We start from the raw sequence: 16,867 nt of genomic DNA, 5'->3' as shown, positions 1-16,867 counted from the left end.
GTAACCAGCGGCGACGCTAGGGTGCCCGGATGGACCTGCTGCGGCACCTGCGGCATTTCGTGGTGGTCGCCCGGGAACTGCACTTCGGCCGGGCCGCCGAGACGCTGGGCATGGCACAGCCGCCGCTGAGCCAGTCGATCCAGCGGTTGGAGCGGGAGCTGGGCGTCACCCTGTTCGACAGGTCACAGCGCCAGGTCGGCCTCACCACCGCCGGCCAGTTGCTGCTCGGCGAGGCCGACGAGCTGCTGGCCGGTGAACGCCGGCTGCGTCACCTCGCCGAGCGGGTCCGCCGGGGCGCGCTCGGGGTGCTGCGCGCCGGCGTACCCCCGGAGACCCCGGCCGTGACGTTGCGCGCGCTGCTCGACGCGCTCGCGGCCCGCGCGCCCGGGCTCGCCCTCGATCTGCACGAACTGACGAGCGCCGAGCAGCACCGGATGCTCGCGGACGGGCGGCTGGACGTCGGCCTGCTGCACCATCCGGTCGACGGGGCCGGGCTGCGCTTCGGTGAGCCGGTGGACGTACCGGTGGGTGTGCTGCTGCCCCGGGCCTCGCCGCTGGCCCGGCCGCGGGAGATCGCGCTCGCCGATCTGGCCGGCATGGATCTGGTCACCGCGCCACCGGTCACCGCGCCCGGCTGGCACGAGCATCTGCTGACCGTGTGCCGGCAGCACGGTTTCGCCCCGGCCCGGGTCCGCCCCGCGCGCAACCCGGAGTTCCTGTTCGGTCTGCTCCTGGCCGGCGGCGCGGTCGCCGTCGAGCCCGCCGCGCTGGCCCGCCGGGAACCACGTGTCGCGTGGCGACCGATCACCGGTACGCCGCTGGTCCGGCGGATCTCCGCGGCCTGGCCGATCCGGGCGGCGCACCCGGCCGCGCCGATGTTCGGCCACCTCGCCACCGAGACGCTCGCCGCGCCCGACGAACCGGGCGGGCCGACGCTCCTCGCCCCGGCGGCCCGGCCGTGGCCGGTGCTGTTCGAGGCCGGCCGGGACGAAAAGTTGGCCCGCTGACCTCCCGCAGTTCACCTTGATCCGACTAACATCGCTGATCATGAATATGAAGCGTGTCACCCGCTCGCGCCCCGGGCGGTTGATCGCGGCGGTCGTGCTCGCCGTCGCGGTCGGTATCCCGCTCGGCGTGACCGGCGCCGCGTCGGCCGCGACACCCCTGACCGTGGCGCAGGCGCTCGCCGCCCAGGACGGCCGGACGGCCACCGTCACCGGCTACGTCATCGGCCAGCCCACCGCCACCAACACGGTGCTCACGTCCGGCTTCACCGCCGACACCGCGATCGCCCTCGCCGACCAGGCCGGCGAGACCGGCACCGGCCGGATGCTGTACGTGCAGGTGACGGCCGCCTGGCGGAGCACCTTCGGGCTGCTCACCAACCCGTCGCTGCGAGGGCGGCAGGTGACCGCGACCGGCGCGCTCACCGCGTACTTCAGCCACGGCGGGCTGAAGAACCCGACCGCGATGAGCCTCGGCGGCGGCGCCACGCCGAGCCCCACGCCGACCCCGAGCCCGACCGGCACCGCCGGGCCGGACGCGTACTACGCGAGCGCGGCCGGCAAGACCGGGCCGGCGCTGCGCACCGCGCTGCACGGCATCATCAAGGTGCAGACGAAGCTCAGCTACGACCAGGTGTGGGACGCGCTCAAGGACACCGACCAGGATCCGGCCAACCCGGCGAACGTGGTCCTGCTCTACAGCGGACGGTCGCAGAGCAAGACGAGCAACGGCGGCGGCGCGAACGACTGGAACCGGGAGCACGTCTGGGCCAAGTCGCACGGCGACTTCGGCACCGCCACCGGGCCCGGCACCGACGTGCACCACCTGCGCCCGGAGGACGTGTCGGTCAACTCGTCGCGCGGCAACAAGGACTTCGACTCGGGCGGCGGCACGGTGGCCGAGGCGCCCGGCTGCTACACCGACGCCGACTCGTTCGAGCCGCGCGACGCGGTCAAGGGCGACGTGGCCCGCATGATCCTCTACATGGCGATCCGGTACGAGGGTGGCGACGGCTGGCCGGACCTGGAACCGAACGACTCGGTCTCCAACGGCTCCGCGCCCCGGCTCGGGCGGCTGTCGAAGCTGCTGGCCTGGAACGACCAGGATCCGCCGGACGCCTTCGAGAAGCGCCGCAACCAGCGCATCTACGAGCGCTGGCAGGGCAACCGCAACCCGTTCGTCGACCACCCCGAGTGGGCACGGTCGATCTGGGGTTGACGCTCGTCCCCGATGTGAGGAAGCGTCGCGAGCGGGTAGAGACATCCGGTTGGCACGGCCGGGGGCGGTCGGCACGGACGCGCCCCCGGGCACCGCACGATCGGAGATGAGGCTCTCATGGCCCAGAACGACATTCCGGACATCGCACTCAACGACGGCAACACCATCCCGCAGCTCGGCTTCGGCGTCTTCCAGATCGAGCCGAAGGACACCGCGCGAGCCGTCGGCACCGCGCTGGAGGTCGGCTACCGGCACATCGACACCGCCCAGATGTACGGCAACGAGGCCGAGGTGGGTCAGGCGCTGCGTGCCTCCGGGCTGGACCGCGGCGAGGTCTTCGTCACCAGCAAGCTGAACAACGGCTTCCACCGCCCGGACGACGCCCGCAAGGCGTTCGAGCAGTCGCTGCGGGAGCTGAAGTTCGACTACCTGGACCTGTTCCTGATCCACTGGCCGCTGCCCACCCGCTACGACGGCGACTTCGTCTCCACCTGGAAGGTGCTGGAGGAGCTGCGTGACGCGGGCACGGTCCGGTCGATCGGCGTGTCCAACTTCCAGGTCGCCCACCTGGAGCGGCTGGCCGCCGAGGCGGACGTGGTGCCGGCGGTCAACCAGATCGAGGCGCACCCCTACCTCGGCAACGAGGAGGTGCGGGCGTACGACAAGGCGCACGGCATCCTCACCGAGGCGTGGTCGCCGATCGCGCAGGGCAAGGTGCTCGACGACCCGACAGTCGTCGACGTGGCCGAGCAGGTCGACCGGACCCCGGCCCAGGTGGTGCTGCGCTGGCACGTGCAGCGCGGCGACATCGTCTTTCCGAAGTCGACCACGCCGAAGCGGATCGAGGAGAACTTCGCGATCTTCGACTTCACGCTCGACGACACCGCGATGGAGCGGCTCACCTCGCTGGACCGGGGCGAGGCCGGCCGGACGGGCCCGAACCCGGACGAGTTCGACTACATCCCGAGCTGAGCGTCACGCGTCGGAGGGGCCCCGGAATCCCGGGGCCCCTCCGTTGTTGACTTCGCGCGCACTCGAAGGGGCAGGGTGACCGGCAGAGCTCCGACGGGGAGGAAGACATGCGCTACCGCACCATCGGCACGGACCCGGCCACGCGTCGCGAGGTCAGTGTGCTGAGCCTCGGCGCGATGCTGTTCGGCACCGCCACCGACGAGGCCACCTCGTTCGCCATCCTCGACCGGTACGTCGAGGCGGGCGGCACCTTCATCGACACCTCGGACAACTACGCCTTCTGGCACAACGGGGGCCAGGGTGGCGAGAGCGAGGAGCTGCTCGGCCGCTGGCGGCGCAGCCGCGGAATCGGCGGCGAGGTGGTCATCGCCACGAAGCTCGGCGCCCGTCCGCTCGCGCCCGGCACCAGCTATGTGGACAACCCGGAAGGGCTGTCGGCCAAGGTGATCCGCGAGTCCGCCGAGCGCAGCCGGGAGCGCCTCGGCGTCGAGCGGATCGACCTGCTCTACGCCCACATCGAGGACCGGACGATCCCGATGCGGGAGACCGTGGAGGGCTTCGCCGAGTTGGTCGCCGAGGGCACGGTGGGGCTGCTGGGCGCCAGCAACCACCGCGCCTGGCGGGTCGAGCGGGCCCGTGCGCTCGCCGCCGCGGCCGGCCTGCCCGGGTACGAGGTGCTCCAGTACCACCGCAGCTACCTGCCCCGGCGGCTGGACGTGCCGAGCGAGCTGGACCCGGACGGCGACGTCGGCTGGGTCGGCCCCGACCTGCTCAGCTACCTGCGCACGGAGCCGCAGCTCACGCTGGTCGCGTACTCGCCGCTGCTGAAGGGCGCGTACGTCCGGCCGGAGCGGCTCGGCGAGGAGTACGTGGTGCCCGCCACCCCGGCCCGGCTGGCGGCGTTGCGGGCGGTGGCCGCCGAGACCGGTGCCACAGTCAACCAGGTGGTGCTGGCCTGGCTGACGGGCGGGGACATCCCGTCGATCCCGCTCGTCGGTCTCTCCTCGGTGGCGCAGCTGGAGGAGAGCCTTGCCGCCGTCGACCTGGAGCTGACCGCCGAGCAGCGGACCCGGCTGGACTCGGTGCGCTGACCGGCGCCGGGCCGGGTGGCTCGCACGCCACCCGGCCCGTGCCGCTCAACCGGCGGGGAACCGGTCGACAGCGACGTCGAGTCGCAGGGTGCCGGTGCCCGGCAGGGTCACCTCGGTGGCGTCGGCCGGGCGGGCCGCGCCGTCGTACCAGCCGGCGTACAGGACGTAGGGCGGCGTCCACAGCCACGCCACGGTGACCGGCTGGGGGCCGAGCACGCGCAGCGCGTACTCGCCGTCGCGATCCAGATCCAACGAATAGCCGATGACCTCACGGGTACGCGCGTTGCGCACCGTCAGCTCGGCGACCACCGGGCGGCCCTCCGGGTCGACGAGCCGGCCGGTGACCAGGACGCCACGCCGCACGGCGAGGTTGTAGACGGTGGTGGCGCCGGCCCGGACCGTGACCGGCACGGCCTTGCCCCGCAGGGCGAACCCGCCGGACCACTGGGCGGCGTTGTCGGCGGTGCTGAACAGCAGCGGCCAGGCGTACGGGCCGAGCCAGTCGATCCGGTAGCGGCCCTGCGCGTCCAGCTTCACACCCCAGTCCAGGAAGGAGCCCGACTCGGGCGCGAGCGTCACGGCGCCGGAGGTCGCCGGCCTGCCGGTGGCCGCGCTGGTCACGGTGCCGGTGACGACACCGGCGCGGTCGAGCCGGATCGGGGGCACGGTGACCGTCTGCCCGGCCCGGAGAGTGACCACCCGGGCCTGCTTCGCGTCGCCGGTGCCGCCGGTCGCGCCGACCCACTGCGCGCCGTACGCCGATCCGCCGGCGGGGCGGGCGAACAGGTTCCAGGAGCCGGCCGCGACCAGGCCGACGCGGACGTTCCCGGAGGCGTCGGAGCAGTACCGTCCCGGGTTGTCGGGGAGCTCGCCGGTACCGGCGGGCGTCGGCGTCACACAGGCCCCGGCGACGGGCGCGCCGGTCGCCGCGTCGACCACCCGGGAGACCACGTTCGCGGCCGGGGTCAGGACGACCACGGCGGTGCCGCTGCCGTCGGCCAGGACGTTCACCGTGGCGTAGCGGGGCAGGTGGGTGTCGTCGCGGGTGTAGACCCACACCTCCTGCGGGCCGGGGATCAGCGGCGGGACGGTCACCCGGGTGTCGCCGCACGGATTGCGCCGGGGTCGAGGAACACGCACAGCCCGTCGACCGCGGCGCCGGTGACCGCGTCGAGCGCCCGCAGGGTCGACCCGCTGGGCGCGAGCAGGCGCTCGGAGACCTCCGTCGTGTCCCCCGCGGACACCCGGACCGTTCCGGCCTGCGCCCAGCTGGTCCGGCCCGGCACCCACTGCCTGAGTACCTCGTCGTCCTGGCCGTCGCTGTACACCGGGGTGACAGCGATCTTGTAGTCGCCGGCCGGCACCTCCACGCTGAGCTGCCCGGACTCGTCCAGCGGCAGGAGGTCCTTGTCGTAGCTGCTGTCGGCGGCCGTCACGGCGACGTTACCGGCGGCCGGGCTGCCGTCGAGCCTGCTGACGGTCAGGTGGAGCACGCCTGCCGGATCCGCCGCCGCACCGGCGGCGGTGGGTGCGGCGGTGACGGCCAGGGCCGCCACGGCGAGTGCGCCGAGCACTCTTCGGACGATGGACACGGTGGACCCCTCTCGGTTTCAATGCGCAGAGAGGCGTCCGCGTAACCACAACCGGGACGCGCCCCCGTGCGTCGGATGCCGGCGCAGCATATGGCAGGCGATCGATCAAGCACTGTCCACGATCGGTCATCCGGCGGGCTGCTGCGGGAACGGTCATAACCCCGCCTTCCTCCCGTAGCGGCCGTCGTCGGCCGGGAATCGCCACCGCCAGATCGGATCTGGCGGGCCGTCTGGCGCCTTCGGGGTGAGGCCGGCACAACACCACAGCTTCCCGGCCTCGTTGAAACAGGCGATCGGTCGGGCGGCACACCCGTACGGCTGTCGAGAACACCGACGAGGAGAGGTAGCGATTCATGAGCAACCGGAACACCGGCCTGGCCGTCGAGGCCGAGGGCCTGGTCCGGTCCTTCGGTTCGACCCGGGCACTCGACGGGCTGGACCTGCGGGTTCCCGCCGGCACCGTCTACGGAGTGCTGGGCCCGAACGGCGCCGGGAAGACCACCGCCGTACGGGTGCTGGCAACTCTGTTGCGCCCGGACGGCGGCACGGCCCGGGTCTTCGGACACGACGTGGTGCGTGACGCCGACGCGGTGCGCTCCCGGGTGAGCCTGACCGGCCAGTACGCCTCGCTGGACGAGGACCTGACCGGGGCGGAGAACCTGGTCCTGCTGGGCCGGCTGCTCGGGCTGGGCCGGTCCGGCGCCCGGGACCGGGCCGAGCAGCTGCTCGCCGCGTTCGGGCTGACCGAGGCGGCGGGACGGCAGGTGAAGAAGTACTCCGGCGGGATGCGGCGGCGCATCGACATCGCCGCGAGCATCCTCAACACCCCGGACCTGCTGTTCCTCGACGAGCCGACCACCGGGCTGGACCCGCGCAGCCGCAACCAGGTGTGGGCGATCGTGCGGGCTGTGGTGGCGTACGGCACGACGGTGCTGCTGACCACGCAGTACCTGGACGAGGCGGACCAGCTCGCCGGCCGGATCGCTGTGGTCGACCACGGCCGGGTGATCGCGGAGGGCACCCCGGGCGAGTTGAAGGCGTCGATCGGCGCGGGCAGCGTCCACATCCGGCTGCGCGATCCGGGGCAGCGGCCGCAGGCCGAGCAGGTGCTGCGGGCGTCGCTCGGCGTACCGGTGCAGCTCGCCGCGGACCCGGCGGCGCTGACCGCCCGCGTCGGCGAGCACGGCACCGACCTGGAGGCGGGTACGCAGGCGGCGCGGGCGCTCGGCGAGCTGGCCGCCGCCGGCATCGTGGTGGACGACTTCTCCCTCGGCCAGCCCAGCCTGGACGAGGTCTTCCTGGCCCTGACCGACCACCCGGCCGTCCCGGCGGACGAGCGGGACGACGAATTGGAGACGGCGCGATGAGCGACACCGCGATCACCACCGGGCGGGCGCCGTCCGTCTACATGCCGTCCGCCGAGGCGCTGGCCACTGTGCTCGCCCCGGCCGAGCGGCCGGCCCGGCCCGGCGCGCTGTCGGCGTCGCTGACGTTCGGCTGGCGCGCGCTGCTGAAGATCAAGCACGTGCCCGAGCAGCTGTTCGACGTGACCGCGTTCCCGATCATCATGGTGCTGATGTTCACGTACCTGTTCGGTGGCGCGCTCGCCGACAGCCCGCGTGCGTACCTCCAGTTCTTCCTGCCCGGCATCATGGTCACGAGCGTCGTGATGATCACCATGTACACCGGGGTCGGGCTCAACAGCGACATCGAGAAGGGCGTCTTCGACCGGATCCGTACGCTGCCGGTCTGGCGGCCGTCGGCGCTCGTCGGGATGATCTTCGGCGACGTGCTGCGCTACGTCCTGGCCGCCGTGGTCATCCTCACCGTGGGCGTGGTGCTCGGCTTCCGTCCCGACGGCGGGCTGCTCGGGGTGCTGGCCGGAATCGGGCTGCTGGTGGTCTTCTCGTTCGCGTTCTCCTGGGTGTGGACGTTCTTCGGCCTGGTGCTGCGCAGCGAGAAGTCGGTGATGGGGACCAGCATGATGGTGCTGTTCCCGCTGACGTTCCTGAGCAACGTGTTCGTCGACCCGTCCACCATGCCCGGTTGGCTGCAGGCGTTCGTCAAGGTCAACCCGATCACCCAGCTCGTCACCTCGGTCCGAGCGGCGATGGCCGGCTCGATGGACGGCCCGAGCACCATGTGGATGCTGCTCTGGAGCGCCCTCTTCGTGGTCGTGTTCGGCACGCTGACGATGTACCGCTACAACCGTCGCTGACGTGACACCGGTGGCGGGGTCCACACGGCCCCGCCACCTCGCCGGTCAGAGCCGCCAGGGCACCGGCTCGGCCGGCTGGTACCGGCAGGCGCCGCCGGTGGTGACCGACTCGCGCAGGTGGGCGGCGAGCGCCGGATGCCGCTCGCCGATGCGGCGCAGGGTGTCCCGGATCCGCCCGGTCACCGCCTTGCGCGCCCGTTCCGCCTGGTCACCGAGACGCCGGCTGCGCCCGGCCAGCCCGGCGGCGGCACGCAACTGGTCGAGCAGCGCCGCGCGCTCGGCGTCCAGCTCGGCCAGCCGCCGCCCGTCGTCGCGCGTCGCAGCCCGGTCGATCTCGTCGTCGAGCCGCCGCAGGTGCCGTCGGTAGCGGGCCTTCGCCTCGTCGTCGAGCACCGGATCGGCGCCGAGGCGGCGCGCGGCGGCGAGTTCCGGGCCGGCCGCCGGGTCGAGCAGTTCGACGGCGGGCACGTCCGTGCCGGGCCGGCTCAGCAGCAGCCGCAGGTCGTGCAGCCCTTTGGCGTCGGGCAGGTGCACCACGACGCCGTCGTACGCGAGGCGCCACACCGGCCCGTCCGGCCGGAACTCGGGCCGGATCACGTCCGCGCCGCCCGCGCCGGGGTCGGGCGGCCGTGCGTTGCCGTGGACGGCACCCGCCCGGGACAGACCCGACGCGGCGCGGCGGCCGGGCGACGACGACGACGCGACCAGAGCCGGGGCGCCCGCGCCGAGCCGGACCGCCACCGGCGCGACCACGGCGGAGGCCGCCGCCGGGGCGGGAGCCGTCGCGCCCAGCCGGTCCACCACCTGGACCATGCCCAGCGTCCGCGCCTCGGCCACCGTCTCGGCCCGCAGCCGCCACGCCTCGGCCGCGTCGCCCGGCCCGTCGCGCCCGGCGAGCGCGTCCACCAGCCCGGCCCGGGCCAGCACCGACCAGGGCCGGGCGCCCAGCCGGTCCGCGGCGTCCCGGGCCGCCCGGTAACAGTCGATCGCGTCGTCCCACCGGCCCTCGGCCGCGTCCGCCATGGCCAGCCACAGGTCGACCGGGCCACCGATGTCGCACCCGAACAGCGCCGCCGTCCACTGCCCGCGGTGCGGGGCCAGGGCGGCCCGCACCTCCGCGCACCGGGCCGGGTCGCCGTCCACGGCCGCCGCCTGCGCCCGCAGGCGCAGCCACAGCGGCGACACCGACCGGGGGTACGCGGTGCCCGCGGCCTCGATCGCGGCGGTGAGCCGAAGCACGGTGGCCGCGTCGCCGCGCTCGGCGGCGGTGATCGCCCGGAGCAGCTCGGCCTGCGGGTGCGCGGCGCCCACCCGGTCGAGCACCGCCTCGGCCTCGGTGAGGCGGCCGTACAGCAGCAGCACCGACCAGCGCATGTGGTGCGTCATGAACGCGTGGTCGGAGTGCGCCGACTCGCGGTAGCTCTCCGCCTCGGCGAAGCACGCCTCGGCGGTGGCGAGGTCACCCCGGAACGCGGCGATGATCGCGCTGTCCGCGGTCGCCGCCACCCGCTGCCGGGCCACGTCGCCGCGTCGCGCGCCGGTCACGAACGCGGTCAGCTCGTGCCGGTAGCCCGGATCGCCCAGCTCCAGCAACGCGACCCAGCGCAGCGCCGTGGCCCACAGCTCGGTCTCCCGGTCGCCGCTACGACGGGCCACCTCGCGGATCTCAGCGGTCACCACGGCTCGTTCGTGCGCGGTGCCGAGCCCCCAGGTGGTGTCGTGGCGGGCCCACAGGCTGAAGGTGAGCGCCTCGTCGTCGCGGCCGTGCCGGGCGAGCGTCTCGGTGGCCGTGATCAGGTCGGTGACCAGCGCGCGTACCGGCCGCTCCGGCTCCGGTTCCGCGATCAACCGCCGGTACGCCTCCCGGACCAGCTCGGCGGCGTCGAGCCTGCGGCGGGTGGCGGAGTGCTGCCGGTGCGCGATGAGCGCCACCCGGGTCAGCACGCCGGGATCGGGCAGTTCCCGGGCCAGCGCGGCGGCCTCGGCCAGCAGCCGCTCGACCTCGGCCGGTGGGCCGGCGTGGTGCAACAGCCCGGCCAGTTCCAGCAGCACCCGGACCCGCCGGCCGGGCTCGCCGGTCAGTTCCAGCGCGCGCCGGTAGTGCCGTACCGACTCGTCCACAGCGATCCGGCCCCCGGCGTCGCGGGCGGCGGCCAGCAGCAGGTCACCGGCGCGTTCCGGCTCCAGCTCGGCGCCGGCCAGCCAGGCGTGCCGGGCCAGGTGGGCCGGGCTGAGCACGCCGGCGAGCGCGTCCGACCGGTCGACGGCCCGGACCACAGCCGCGTGCCGGGCCCGCCGATCGTCGTCGGCCAGTCCGTCGTAGAGCGTCTCGCGGACCAGGTCGTGCACGAAGACGAAGCGTCCGTCGCTCCGGGGCAGCACCAGCCGGGCCGCGGCGGCGCGGCCGAGCAACCGGTCGACCTGCGCGACCGGGGCGGGTACGCAGGCGGCGAGCGTCAGCCTGTCGAACTCGCGGCCGAGCACCGCGGCCACCGTGAGCGCCTCGACCACCGGGGCGGGCAGCTGGTCGAGCCGGCGGCGCACCACCTCCCGTACGCCGGGGGCGACGGTGTCGGTGAGGCCGTGGGTGTGCCAGAGCCGGGCGGTCTGCTCCACGAAGAACGGGTTCCCGCCGGTGCGCCGGTGCACCTCGGCGACCAGGCTCGCGTCGGGCTCCCGGCTGGCGGTGCGGGCCATCAGCGCGGCCACCTCGGCGCGATCGAGCCCGGCGAGCGTGACTGTGGTCGCCTTGGCGGTGAGCGGCAGCAGCCACGGCCGCAGCGGGTGCTCGACGGATTCGACTTCGGCGTCCCGGTAGGTGCCGATCAGCAGCAACCGCTCGAACCAGGCGTGCTGGGTGACGAACTGGAGCAGCCGCAGCGACGCCGGGTCGGCCCAGTGCAGGTCGTCGAAGACCACGGCGACCGGGCGGTGCTGGGCGACTGCGACCAGGGCGGCGGTCACCGCGTCGTGCCTGTCGAACTCGGCCCGGCCCGCGTCGCCCGGCTCGGCCACGTGCGTGTCGCCGGGCTCGGTCGGGTCGCCCGGCTCGGTCGCCTCCGCGGTGTCACCCGCCGCGTGCTCGCCGAGCAGTGCCGCCAGGCCCGCGTCGGCCGCCTCCCGCACCCCGCGCCGGTCGTCGGCGGACCGGGCCAGCCGCCGCAGGACCTGCACCCACGGCCAGTAGTCGGGTGCGGTGTCGGAGTCCCAGCAGGCGGCGCCGAGCACCAGCGCCCCGCTGCGACGGGCCTCGTCGGCGGCGGCCGAGACCAGTGTGGTCTTGCCGATGCCCGGCTCGCCGGTGACCAGGACGAGACCGCCGTGGCTGTCGACCAGCCGGGCCACCTCGGCGCGCAGCAGCGCAGCGGGATGCTCCCGCCCGATGATGTGTTGGCCGAACCTCGGCTCCATGACCTCACGACGCTAGTCGAAGGGTCCGACAAACCGGGGAGCGTTCAGATCCGCGCGTCGGTGACGACGTGCGCGCACGCCGGACAGGCGGCCGGTCCCTGTTCGGCGAACCACCGGCAGGTACGCCGGATCGCACACTTCGGCAGCGTCTCCTCCGCGGGCGGGGCGGTCTCGGCGTACGAGGCGGCCATCCGGGCGCCCAGCCCGCAGTGCGAGCCGGTCCAGAAGCCGCAGGACGAGGTGACGCACGGGCCGGCGAGCCGGGCCCGCGACTCGATCGGCTCGTCGGAGTCACCGAGCCCGGCGAGCGCCACCTCGGCCGGTACGGCCGGGGTCACGTAGGCCACCCGGCCCGCCGGAGTGATCATGCCGAGGAACACGGTGGCGTTCGACGCCGGGGTGCTCGGGCACATCCGCTCCGGCGTGCCGGCCGGCCGGGCGGCGTCGGTCACCGCTGGATCCAGAACCCGATGTCGTTGATCTTCTGCCCGAGGTCCTGGGCGAACGGGCCGTCGATGACCCAGAGGCCGTACCACTCGGGACGCAGCTTGATGTTGCCGTGACCGACGGTCAGCGGGTTGGTCAGCTTGGCGTCGGCGGTACGCAGGGCGGCCAGGCCGGCCTTCTGGATCTCCGCGGCGATCAGGGTCTGCTGCTCGGGGCTCAGGTCGACGCCGTCGACCACGAAGCGGAACTCGTTGCGGGCCATGTGCTACCTCCGGTCACTCGTACGATTCGGTGCCCAGCCCGCGACGCAGGCTGGTGCGGGTGAAGGCCGCCCAGCCGGCGTGCGAGGCGGCGTCGGTGCGGTGCCCGGCGCGGGCGAGCACCCGGGCGGCGTGCTCCGCCCAGCGGTGGACGGTCGCCGCCGCGTCGCCCCACAGTTCGCGGCAGGCCGCGACCGCGAAGGCGACCTGTTCCGGCGCGCCGGTGAACCCGGCGGGTCCGTCGGCGACCCGGATCGTGCCGTCCGGGCGGACCCGCACGCTCGGGAAGTGGTGGTGCAGGCTGGCCAGCGTGGCCAGGTGGGTGGCGTCCCGCCGGCCGGCGGCGAAGCCGGCGCGCAGCTCGTCGTCGCGGCGGTGCCGGATCCCGTGCAGCACCAGCGCGTCGCCGGCCGCCTCGATCCGGGCGACCACCTGCACCGGCACGCTCCAGGCCGACGGCGAGTTCGCCGACCAGAACGCCAGCCAGGCGGCGAGCCGGGCGTGGAAGTCGGCCTGGACGGCGACCGCGAGCGCGGACCCGTCGGGCGCGCGCAGCGCGGCGGTGGCGATGCGGTCCCTGGTGATGAGCGGCGTCGCGGGGCGGCTCGGAGCGGCCGCCGCGGCGCCGGTGGTGGAGGCGACGGCCAGGCCGGTCACTGTGACCGCCGAGGCCGCCGCCGCGCCGGCGAGCAGTCGCCGACGGTCGAATGGGTGTCCGTTGTCGTTCATCGTCGGCCCTTCGTCGACGGCAGTGGCCCGACGTTATCGACCGGAAGCGATCAGGAAAACACCCTGTGTGACGGGAGGTCGACAGGAAAACCGGGGATACCCGGCGGCGTGAACGACTGTTCCTGTGCCGCATTCACGCGACCCGCCGTCGCTCAGGCCCGGAGCAACCCGGCGACGGCCCGCTGCGCGTCGACGACCGTCGCCGCCGGCAGATCGAGCGCCCAGAGCGCGGCGGCCAGGTAGTCCAGGACGCGCCAGCGCTGCTCCCCGGTCAGCGGCGGGCGCCGCGATCCACCGAGGGCCGGTCCGCCGGCGTCCGCGGGGTCGCCGTCCGGACCCCGCCGCACCCCGCCGAGCGCCGCGCCCAGCCGGGCGGTGAACAGCGCGGCGAGCCGCTGGCGGTCCACCCCGATCAGGTACGGCGCCAACTCCGCGTCGGCCGCGATCAGCCGCAGCCAGCGGTGCACCGCCGCGCGCACGGCGACCGGGCCGAGCCGGTCGCGGGGCTCGCGGGAACAGGTCGCCACCTCCGTGGTCCGCACGACCAGGGGTACGGATGATCGAGTCCGGTCAGTTCACCGCAACCCTTGATATCGATGAATACCTATCTATAGGCTTGCGGCGTTCCGCTCACCCCCCATCCCAAGGAGTGTGAACCATGCGTAAGCCCAAGCTGTCCCGGATCCTCGCCACCCTCGCGGCCGCGACGCTGGCAGCGCTCGGCGCGGTAGCCGTCAACCCGGCTCCGGCCTCCGCCGCCGTCCGCAACGTCTGCTACAACATCAGCCAGGCCGGCCCGTTCGCCAACACGGCGGTGCAGGCGGCGGCGATCTGGAACAACTACACGAACAACATCAACATGGCCCAGTGCGGGTCCAACCTGCGGATCACCTACACCTACGGCGGCGGCTCGTACGCCCAGCGCACCAGCCTCGGCAACGGCCGCGTGGTGATCGACTACTACCAGGCCCAGCAGTACTCGCCGCTGCGCATCATGACGCACGAGATCGGCCACATCCTCGGCCTGCCGGACAACTACAACGGCAACTGCGCCATCCTGATGTCCGGTGGCAGCGCCGGCACGAGCTGCACCAACCCGTACCCCAGCTCCACCGAGGCCGCCCGGGTCGACTCGCTGTTCGGCTTCGCCGCCCGCAGCGCGACGCCCGCCCAGGTCTTCACCGGCAGCTGGCCGGCCGCCTCGACGGTGGGCGCCCAGCGCTGACGACGCAGTGACGACGGGGTCGGCGGGTCACCGCCGGCCCCGTCCGCGCGTCCCGCGCCGACCCGACGCGGCGTCGTCGGCGAGATCCGCCGCGCGGCGGCTCAGCCCTTCGACCCGCTCCCGGAGCCGGCGCAGCGCCTCGGCGTTCCCGTCCACGTCGGACACCTCGTCGAGCAGGCCGACGTAGTCGGCGGCTAGCCGCCGGTGCGCCGGGGCGACCGGCCCGGCGTACCGGTCCAGGTCGATGATCTGCTGGGCGAGAACCGCGGTGGCGGCGCCGAGCGCGGCCCGCTCGTCGGCGCGTGCGTCCCGCCCGGCCCGGCGCGCGTCGGCCAGGCGTCCGGCCCGCCGGCCGCCCAGCCAGAGCACCGCCGCACCGGCCACGACCCCGGCCACCGCGCCGCCGGCCAGCAGATACCGGGGCAGCGACGGGCTGATGGTACGGGCGCCGTCAGGCACCAGACCGGCCCGGACCAGCCGGTCGTAGTTGAGCACGATCACCTTCAGCGCCTCGACCGGCCGGTCCACGAACGCGTCGGCGCCCCGGCTGATCGTGGTCTCGGCGACCATGGCCCGCCCGAGGTCACGCGGGCCGTCGCCGCCGAGGCGGGAGCAGCCGTACGTGTCCCAGTCCTCGCCGTCGCGGCTCATCGCCAGCACCAGCGTGCCCTGGGTGGCGCGTTCGGTGTCGTCGCACGCCTCCCGCAGGTCGGCGCCCGGCTCCATGATCAGCACCACCAGCCGCCGGTTGCCGATGACCCGTTCGGCGGCGGCCCGGTCCAGGTCCACTCCGGGCGCCGCGTAGACCGAGGAGCCGCGTACCTGCCGGGCGGCCGGACCGTCCAGGACGCCTCCGGTCCACAGCGCCCAGCCGGCCAGCGCCAGGCAGGCGAGCACCGCACGGCCGAACGCGGTGCCGACCAGGCGGCCGAGCAGCCGGCGCGGGCCGGTCGCCGCCACGCCACGACGGGTCGCCGTCCGCTCGGGACGGGTCGCGACGCGGCTCACGACAGCCTCGCCCGCAGGTAGACGTCCGGCCGGTAGCCGGGCATCCGCACGTCCCGGGCCACGTCGTCCAGCTCGGCCGCCGCGTCGGCGAGCAGTTCGCGTACGTGCCGGTCGGGCAACCCCTCGTCGAACGCGTCCCGGGCCGCCCGCAACCGGCCCACCCCCCGGACCAGCGCCGGGTCGCTGCGCGCATCGGTGAGCAGCGACAACTCCACAGCCAGCGCGGAGAGCCCGGCCAGCCGGGCCGGCGTGCCACCCGGACCGACGTCGGCCGGACGGCGGCCGGACCCCCGCACGGTACGGATCGACAGCACCACGAAACCCGCCACGCACCCGGCGAAGATCCAGGGCAGCGCCGGCAACGCCACCCGCAGCGGGTCGAACGGCCGGTACGGCAGCGGACGGTCGAACAGCCCCGCGTACCGCACGTCGGTGACCTGGGCCAGATACGCGCCGAGCACGTTCTGCTGGGGATAGGCGTAACGGCCGAGCCGTCCGCCGAACTGGGCGTAGAAGCTCGCGCCGGCCACCTCGGCGAACGACGCCGCACCCGGACCGTGGTACTCGATCCAGTCGCCGTACATCACCACCAGCGGCTGGTCCGGGGCGAGCCGGTGCAGCGCCGGCCCGTACGCGGGCAGCGGTTCCCCGTACGGCTGGGCGGGCAGCACCACGAACCAGGCACCGTCCGGGAACGCGGCGCTCGCCGCCTTCTCCGGCAGCTCGGGCAGCGTGGCGCCGGTGCCCACGTACCGGCCGGTGGCGCGCAGCGCGGCGACCACCGGGGCCAGTTCCGGGCCGGTCGGCTCCCGCCAGCGCAGGTCGTCGCCGTCCGGCGGGGTCGGCTGGTCGTGCAGCGCGGCCAGCAGCGCGAGCACCGAGCCGGTCACGTCGCCGGTGGCGAACCGGGCCCGCCAGCCCGGCAGGTCGTCCGGCGAGGCCACGTAGAGCCCGCCGCTGACCTCGGTGCCGACGATCCGGATCTCGGCGTTCTCCACGTCCTTCACCCGCCGGCGTTCGGCCTCGTCCAGACCGGGCGGGGCGACCAGGATGCGGGTGCCCCGGTCACCGACGGCGGCCCGGACCCGCTGCTCGTCCCAGCGCGCGACCGCGCCCGGCAGCCGGACCACCGGATCGGCGGCCACGAGCGCCGTCATCTCCTCGACCGAGGGCACGCTCGCGTCGCTCAACTCCCCGGCCGAGCCCTCGGGCAGCGCGGCCGTCGACGGGGAACGCCCGTAGCTGACCTCCACGCTCTGCCGCTGCGCCACCAGGAACACCACGAGCACCGCCGCCGCGGCGGCCAGCAGCGACCAGCGCAGCAGCTCCCGGCGTACCCTCGTCACCGCCCGGCCCGCCACAGCTCGTCGGCGCGGCGGGCGTGCTCGGCCGCCGCGCGGGCCGCGTCGGCGCCGCCGCGGGCGGCGGCGAGCATCTCGGCGTGGGCCAGCAGCCGCTCGGCCTCCGGCACCGTCGCCGGGGACGCGTCCCGGCTCACTGTGGCGTCGTGGATCGCCGCCCGCGCCGACGACCAGGCGATCCGCCGGCCCTCGGCCCGGACGCGGCGCCGGGGCAGCGACACGGCGAGGAAACCGGCGGCCACCGCCACCACTCCCCCGCCCAGCCAGGGCAGCACGCTCGCGGTCATGATCCCTGTCTAACGCACCGCCGCCAGCGCCGCGCGCCGAGGG

The 16,867-nt window shown here is 74.5% G+C and carries 17 protein-coding genes; 7 read left to right on the top strand and 10 right to left on the bottom strand.

Annotation, left to right across the window (positions count from 1 at the left end; genetic code table 11):
* Window positions 1-29: 29 nt before the first annotated feature.
* From MICAU_RS05570 to MICAU_RS05555, 4 genes are all read left to right on the top strand, one after another.
* Window positions 30-1,007: a LysR substrate-binding domain-containing protein gene (locus MICAU_RS05570; RefSeq protein WP_013284315.1), complete on the top strand. Its 978-nt coding sequence runs from the start codon at window positions 30-32 to the stop codon at window positions 1,005-1,007.
* A gap of 40 nt (window positions 1,008-1,047) precedes the next feature.
* Complete coding sequence (locus tag MICAU_RS05565) at window positions 1,048-2,223, top strand: endonuclease (protein WP_013284314.1); 1,176 nt, start codon at window positions 1,048-1,050, stop codon at window positions 2,221-2,223.
* A 117-nt stretch (window positions 2,224-2,340) separates the two neighbouring features.
* Complete coding sequence (locus MICAU_RS05560; protein ID WP_013284313.1) at window positions 2,341-3,195, top strand: aldo/keto reductase; 855 nt, start codon at window positions 2,341-2,343, stop codon at window positions 3,193-3,195.
* 107 nt (window positions 3,196-3,302) lie between these two features.
* Window positions 3,303-4,286 carry an aldo/keto reductase gene (locus MICAU_RS05555; protein ID WP_013284312.1) on the top strand — a complete coding sequence of 328 codons (984 nt, stop codon included), beginning with the start codon at window positions 3,303-3,305 and terminating at the stop codon, window positions 4,284-4,286.
* Between the two features lie 45 nt (window positions 4,287-4,331).
* On the opposite strand, the gene MICAU_RS05550 is transcribed toward MICAU_RS05555, so the two are convergent.
* Window positions 4,332-5,381: a hypothetical protein gene (locus MICAU_RS05550; protein ID WP_013284311.1), complete on the bottom strand. Its 1,050-nt coding sequence runs from the start codon at window positions 5,379-5,381 to the stop codon at window positions 4,332-4,334.
* Entirely contained in the window at window positions 5,378-5,878 is a 501-nt protein-coding gene (locus MICAU_RS05545) for a hypothetical protein (protein ID WP_013284310.1), read from the bottom strand. The genes MICAU_RS05550 and MICAU_RS05545 overlap by 4 nt, the downstream gene beginning before the upstream one ends.
* Before the next feature lie 353 nt (window positions 5,879-6,231).
* Here MICAU_RS05545 and MICAU_RS05540 point away from each other — a divergent pair, with 353 nt between their 5' ends.
* Window positions 6,232-7,245: a daunorubicin resistance protein DrrA family ABC transporter ATP-binding protein gene (locus tag MICAU_RS05540; protein ID WP_013284309.1), complete on the top strand. Its 1,014-nt coding sequence runs from the start codon at window positions 6,232-6,234 to the stop codon at window positions 7,243-7,245.
* On the top strand, window positions 7,242-8,096 hold the full coding sequence (locus MICAU_RS05535; protein WP_013284308.1) for an ABC transporter permease: 855 nt from the start codon (window positions 7,242-7,244) through the stop codon (window positions 8,094-8,096). Before MICAU_RS05540 ends, MICAU_RS05535 begins: the two co-directional genes overlap by 4 nt.
* A gap of 45 nt (window positions 8,097-8,141) precedes the next feature.
* Here MICAU_RS05535 and MICAU_RS05530 read toward each other — a convergent pair whose 3' ends face one another.
* The 5 genes from MICAU_RS05530 to MICAU_RS05510 all read right to left on the bottom strand — a co-directional run bounded on the left by MICAU_RS05530 (window position 8,142) and on the right by MICAU_RS05510 (window position 13,485).
* On the bottom strand, window positions 8,142-11,507 hold the full coding sequence (locus MICAU_RS05530; RefSeq protein WP_013284307.1) for an ATP-binding protein: 3,366 nt from the start codon (window positions 11,505-11,507) through the stop codon (window positions 8,142-8,144).
* A gap of 44 nt (window positions 11,508-11,551) precedes the next feature.
* Window positions 11,552-11,959 (bottom strand): hypothetical protein, encoded by a 408-nt coding sequence (locus MICAU_RS05525; protein ID WP_013284306.1) that lies wholly within the window; start codon window positions 11,957-11,959, stop codon window positions 11,552-11,554.
* Window positions 11,956-12,216 (bottom strand): class I SAM-dependent methyltransferase, encoded by a 261-nt coding sequence (locus tag MICAU_RS05520; RefSeq protein WP_013284305.1) that lies wholly within the window; start codon window positions 12,214-12,216, stop codon window positions 11,956-11,958. Before MICAU_RS05520 ends, MICAU_RS05525 begins: the two co-directional genes overlap by 4 nt.
* A 13-nt stretch (window positions 12,217-12,229) precedes the next feature.
* Window positions 12,230-12,943: a hypothetical protein gene (locus tag MICAU_RS05515; protein WP_013284304.1), complete on the bottom strand. Its 714-nt coding sequence runs from the start codon at window positions 12,941-12,943 to the stop codon at window positions 12,230-12,232.
* Window positions 12,944-13,095: 152 nt separating this feature from the next.
* Complete coding sequence (locus tag MICAU_RS05510) at window positions 13,096-13,485, bottom strand: globin family protein (RefSeq protein ID WP_244879723.1); 390 nt, start codon at window positions 13,483-13,485, stop codon at window positions 13,096-13,098.
* Window positions 13,486-13,601: 116 nt separating this feature from the next.
* Between MICAU_RS05510 and MICAU_RS05505 the strand changes: the two genes are divergently transcribed.
* Window positions 13,602-14,168 (top strand): snapalysin family zinc-dependent metalloprotease, encoded by a 567-nt coding sequence (locus MICAU_RS05505; protein WP_013284302.1) that lies wholly within the window; start codon window positions 13,602-13,604, stop codon window positions 14,166-14,168.
* 27 nt (window positions 14,169-14,195) lie between these two features.
* On the opposite strand, the gene MICAU_RS05500 is transcribed toward MICAU_RS05505, so the two are convergent.
* The 3 genes from MICAU_RS05500 to MICAU_RS05490 are packed head-to-tail and all read right to left on the bottom strand — an operon-like array spanning window position 14,196 to window position 16,824.
* On the bottom strand, window positions 14,196-15,176 hold the full coding sequence (locus MICAU_RS05500) for a hypothetical protein (RefSeq protein WP_013284301.1): 981 nt from the start codon (window positions 15,174-15,176) through the stop codon (window positions 14,196-14,198).
* Window positions 15,173-16,522 carry a hypothetical protein gene (locus MICAU_RS05495; RefSeq protein ID WP_013284300.1) on the bottom strand — a complete coding sequence of 450 codons (1,350 nt, stop codon included), beginning with the start codon at window positions 16,520-16,522 and terminating at the stop codon, window positions 15,173-15,175. The genes MICAU_RS05500 and MICAU_RS05495 overlap by 4 nt, the downstream gene beginning before the upstream one ends.
* Window positions 16,519-16,824 (bottom strand): DUF6403 family protein, encoded by a 306-nt coding sequence (locus MICAU_RS05490; RefSeq protein ID WP_013284299.1) that lies wholly within the window; start codon window positions 16,822-16,824, stop codon window positions 16,519-16,521. Before MICAU_RS05490 ends, MICAU_RS05495 begins: the two co-directional genes overlap by 4 nt.
* Window positions 16,825-16,867 lie beyond the last annotated feature (43 nt).

Origin of the sequence: Micromonospora aurantiaca ATCC 27029 (assembly GCF_000145235.1) — a bacterium.
GTDB lineage: Bacteria > Actinomycetota > Actinomycetes > Mycobacteriales > Micromonosporaceae > Micromonospora > Micromonospora aurantiaca.
This window is presented reverse-complemented; position numbering and strand designations above follow the sequence as displayed.

Bases quoted from the DNA above. Each gene is read 5' to 3' on its own strand.
- MICAU_RS05560 (WP_013284313.1), top strand. From the start codon at position 2,341: ATGGCCCAGAACGACATTCCGGACATCGCACTCAACGACGGCAACACC.
- MICAU_RS05555 (WP_013284312.1), top strand. From the start codon at position 3,303: ATGCGCTACCGCACCATCGGCACGGACCCGGCCACGCGTCGCGAGGTC.
- MICAU_RS05530 (WP_013284307.1), bottom strand. From the start codon at position 11,507: ATGGAGCCGAGGTTCGGCCAACACATCATCGGGCGGGAGCATCCCGCT.
- MICAU_RS05520 (WP_013284305.1), bottom strand. From the start codon at position 12,216: ATGGCCCGCAACGAGTTCCGCTTCGTGGTCGACGGCGTCGACCTGAGC.
- MICAU_RS05540 (WP_013284309.1), top strand. From the start codon at position 6,232: ATGAGCAACCGGAACACCGGCCTGGCCGTCGAGGCCGAGGGCCTGGTC.
- MICAU_RS05565 (WP_013284314.1), top strand. From the start codon at position 1,048: ATGAATATGAAGCGTGTCACCCGCTCGCGCCCCGGGCGGTTGATCGCG.
- MICAU_RS05490 (WP_013284299.1), bottom strand. From the start codon at position 16,824: ATGACCGCGAGCGTGCTGCCCTGGCTGGGCGGGGGAGTGGTGGCGGTG.
- MICAU_RS05505 (WP_013284302.1), top strand. From the start codon at position 13,602: ATGCGTAAGCCCAAGCTGTCCCGGATCCTCGCCACCCTCGCGGCCGCG.
- MICAU_RS05570 (WP_013284315.1), top strand. From the start codon at position 30: ATGGACCTGCTGCGGCACCTGCGGCATTTCGTGGTGGTCGCCCGGGAA.
- MICAU_RS05535 (WP_013284308.1), top strand. From the start codon at position 7,242: ATGAGCGACACCGCGATCACCACCGGGCGGGCGCCGTCCGTCTACATG.
- MICAU_RS05515 (WP_013284304.1), bottom strand. From the start codon at position 12,943: ATGAACGACAACGGACACCCATTCGACCGTCGGCGACTGCTCGCCGGC.